At 61.5% G+C, this 3360-nt stretch carries 2 protein-coding genes; one reads left to right on the top strand and one right to left on the bottom strand.

Annotation, left to right across the window (positions count from 1 at the left end; genetic code table 11):
- Positions 1 to 318: 318 nt before the first annotated feature.
- Positions 319 to 1200, bottom strand: a complete 882-nt coding sequence (locus tag A477_RS0116950) for an alpha/beta fold hydrolase (RefSeq protein WP_026005718.1) — start codon at positions 1198 to 1200, stop codon at positions 319 to 321.
- 122 nt (positions 1201 to 1322) lie between these two features.
- Here A477_RS0116950 and A477_RS0116955 point away from each other — a divergent pair, with 122 nt between their 5' ends.
- Positions 1323 to 3218: an AfsR/SARP family transcriptional regulator gene (locus A477_RS0116955; protein WP_237715822.1), complete on the top strand. Its 1896-nt coding sequence runs from the start codon at positions 1323 to 1325 to the stop codon at positions 3216 to 3218.
- Positions 3219 to 3360: the final 142 nt, after the last annotated feature.

Below are 3360 nucleotides of genomic sequence, written 5' to 3' on the forward strand. Positions count from 1 at the left end.
GCAATGATCCAGCCATAATTTCAACCAATTGAAAAACAATCGGTATCAACAAACTTGGCACACTATTGAGTTCTCAAACAACAGACCCCCCAAAACATCACCCACAGCACACCACAAAAGCAGCGCACCCAACAGGGCCATTGGAAAAGAAGAGTTATTTTTTGGCCGCCTACCGAACCGTACACACCTTCCGGCTTTCCGTTTCGCACCCGGCGACTCAGAAAACAATACACGCCCCACACCCCCAACGCAAATCCACCCCCAACCCAACCCCACACACCCCCAAAACCCCACCCCACCGCCGTCGAACACAGCCCCCTAGCGGTCCATCAACTCACGCATGGCCGCGACCACCGCCGCGGGATTCTCCTCAGCCATGAAGTGGCCGGTGTTCACCGTCATGTGTTTTAGGTCGGGCGCCCATGGACTCCAAAGAGCAGCCGCGTCATAGCCCAGCACCGCTCCCCAGTCCTGTTGCATCACAGTCACGGGCATGGACAAAGCGCGCCCGGCCTTCCTATCCACCAGATCATGCGAGATGTCGATTCCCGCAGAAGCCCGGTAGTCGGCAACGATCGACCACACTGCCTGACCCGATGCCTTCAGATACTCCTCGCGGTACCGTGGTGGGATCGCCCCAGGATCAGCCGTCCACCCGTCTATGAACGATGCAAAGAAGGAGTCTGCAGTCGCTTCGATCATGGGCTCGGGGATTCCCGCTGGCTGTGCCATCAGGTAAAGATGCCAAGCAACTTTGGCATCCGCACCCCGGAGGATATCCCACATATCCAACGTCGGTAGCACATCCAGAACCAGCAGGTGGCTGACGACGCCGGGATGGTCCAAACCAGCCCTTACGGCAACCAAGGCGCCACGGTCGTGACCGGCCAGCGCGAAGCTATGGTGTCCAAGTGCCCGGGCCGCCGCGACGATGTCCGCGGCCATCGTTCGCTTCGAGTACGTTTCCTCCCCTTCCGCTGCCGGTTTATCGCTCGCCCCATAGCCACGAAGGTCCGGGCAGATGACAGTGTGGTCCGCCACCAAGTCTGCGGCGATATGCCTCCACATGAGGTGCGTCTGCGGAAAGCCATGCAAAAGTACGACGGCGGGCCCGCGCCCCGCCACTGCGACGTTCAGTTCGACGTGAGGTGATACTGGGACACGGTGATAGGTAGCCTCGGGCAGAAGTGTCAAAGTCAATGGAGTCTCCATTCATTGTTGGTAGAACCACCCTCCTGCCAGCGAATCAGCAGCGAATCAGCTGGAGCCGTGGCAGGCACGGGACGCCCTGTGTTGTCTTACTTCCTCACTACGATTGACCCGTGGCTACTGCGTCAATCCAAAATACTGTGCAGATCCGAGTCCTCGGCCCCCTCCAATTGAGCGTTGATGGAGAGGTGCGGGAACTATCCAAGCGCCGGCACAGGGAAATCCTTGGCATACTCGTTGCACTGCGAGGCCGCTACATCTCGACGGCGTCCGTCATTGACGAACTCTGGGACGGTGCACCGCCACCGGGAGCTGTGGGAGCAGTCCGCACTTTCGTAGGTGAGCTTCGCCGCATCCTGGAACCCCATCGGCTACCCCGCACCCCACCCTCAGTGCTCGTTACGGTGCGCGACGGGTACGCCCTAAGACTCGAAGTCGACGCCGTTGATGCCTGGAGATTCGATTCGGCAGTGACCCGAACAGCTGGAGCGACGCCCAATCAGGCCGAATCACTCTTGTTCACTGCACTCAGGGAGTGGCGGGGTGCAGCCTTTCAGGAATTCGCCGAGCGACCGTGGGCCCTCCCTGAGGTGAGACGGCTGACGGAGATGCGGCAGACCGCCGTCGAGCGCTTCGCCTCTGCGTGCCTGGACTGCGGGCGTCCGGCGGAGGTCATCGGCATGCTGGAAGCACAGGTGGAGGAGAACCCGTGGCGCGAAGAAGGATGGCGCCTGCTGGCTATGGCCCTCTACCGAAGTCACCGCCAAGGCGACGCACTGGCGGTTCTTCGGCGGGCACGGGCGCAGCATGCCAACGCGCTTGGGCTGGATCCAGGTCCGGCGCTGGTGGATCTGGAGAGCAGGATGCTCCGTAGGGATCCCCGGTTGCACCGACGGGAACCCCTCGGTTTGGCCAGGATTGCCACCGCTTACTCAAGAAGCGGTACGAGGGTTCAGTTGGAGGCCTCGAACGCGGTGTTGGGCAGCTTGGCAGTCGCCGGCAATCTTGAGACAGCTCGCACCCAACGCATAGAGGCCATCCAAGCTGCTGCAAAGATGAACGATCCCGAACTCGCCGCCCGCGTCATTGGAGGCTACGACATACCCGGGATGTGGACGCGCCCGGATGACCCCGCGTCCGCCGCCATCGTGATTGCCGCCGCGGAGAATGCGCTTGGAGCCAACCCAGGCCTCAGCGCCCGAAGCCGTGCGCGTCTTCTGGCCACCATAGCCATGGAGTCCCGGGGCACCGGCGTTCGCCAGTCGGAGGCCACCGAAGCGGAGTCGATCGCCAGGAGATTAGGCGACGCGCAACTGCTCTGCTTCGCGCTCAGTGCCCGGTTTATGCAAACCTTCACTTCAGCCGGACTTGCAGCTGAACGCGCCGATATCGGCCAAGAGCTGATAACAACAGCGTTCGACGCCGATTCGCCCACCTTTGAGATCAACGGGCGGCTGATTCGTATGCAGGCACTGTGCGCCGTTAATGACATCAGCTCGGCCAGCTCCGAGGCCGATACGGTGGACCGACTCGCACAGCGACACGAGAGACCGTTGGCAACGGTGTTCACCCAATGGTTTCGATGGACTTTCCTCGGCAACAGCCTGCCGCCTCCGCTTCCTGCAGAAATGCCTGGCTTCACGGACGGAATCGAGGCTTTGGCCACTCTAGGCCGCGAATTGCGCGAAGCCACTGAGCTAAGCGACGGCGACTTTGGCCCCTATGATCGCTGGGTTCGGCCCCTTTTACTGGCAAGGGCAGGTTCTCGTGGCGCGGCTGCAGAAGCTCTTCGGGACCTTCCGGATCCCTCCTCGGATCTTTTGCTCGAGGCGACTTGGTGCATAGTTGCCCAGGCAGCCAGCGAACTGGGCGAGCTCTCTGTGATCCGCCGGGCATTGCGTGCCTTGGAACCGGCCAGAGGCGAACGGGCTGCCGGAAGCGGCGTGGTGGACCTCGGCCGCGTTGATCACTACCTGGAGCTGCTTGAGGTGGCATCAGCAGCGAGGTAGGCGGTGGTTAAAGGGGTGAAGCCTCCTTGGGTGGTGGAGGCTTCTGTTTTGGGGTGGTTGTTAAATGCGGGAGACCCCCCGACCCGTGGTGGGTTGGGGGGTCTCTACCTAATGGTTGTCCGGCGGTGTCCTACTCTCCCAC

The sequence above is a fragment of the Arthrobacter sp. M2012083 genome, from assembly GCF_000281065.1.
Lineage (GTDB): Bacteria > Actinomycetota > Actinomycetes > Actinomycetales > Micrococcaceae > Arthrobacter.